This is a genomic window from Mesorhizobium sp. M8A.F.Ca.ET.207.01.1.1, from assembly GCF_004794715.1.
Classification (GTDB): Bacteria; Pseudomonadota; Alphaproteobacteria; order Rhizobiales; family Rhizobiaceae; genus Mesorhizobium.
This window is the reverse complement of the sequence record NZ_SRUS01000408.1, coordinates 1-315: the sequence shown is the minus strand read 5'-3', so window position 1 is coordinate 315 and position 315 is coordinate 1. Positions and strand designations below refer to the sequence as shown.

At 69.5% G+C, this 315-nt stretch carries 1 pseudogene; it reads left to right on the top strand.

Features of this window, described 5'->3' with window-relative positions:
- Positions 1-315 (top strand): annotated as a pseudogene (locus EN850_RS35125) (bifunctional folylpolyglutamate synthase/dihydrofolate synthase); the annotation flags it as partial.

The window sequence follows — 315 nt, the reverse complement described above, 5'->3', positions numbered from 1 at the left end:
AGCGCACCATCGTGGTCGCTGTCACCAACGGCAAGGGCTCGACCGTGGCCTTCATCGAAGCCATTGCACGCGCCGCTGGCTGGAAGGTCGGCGCGTACACCTCGCCGCACCTGCTGCGCTACAACGAGCGCGTGCGCATCGACGGCCAGGAGGTGGACGATGCGGCGCTGGTCGCTGCGTTCAATGCGGTCGAGGCCGCGCGTGGCCAGACCACGCTGACCTATTTCGAGTACGGCACGCTGGCCGCCCTGCACCTGTTCGCCGACGCCGGGCTGGACCTGGCGGTGCTGGAAGTGGGCCTGGGCGGTCGCCTGG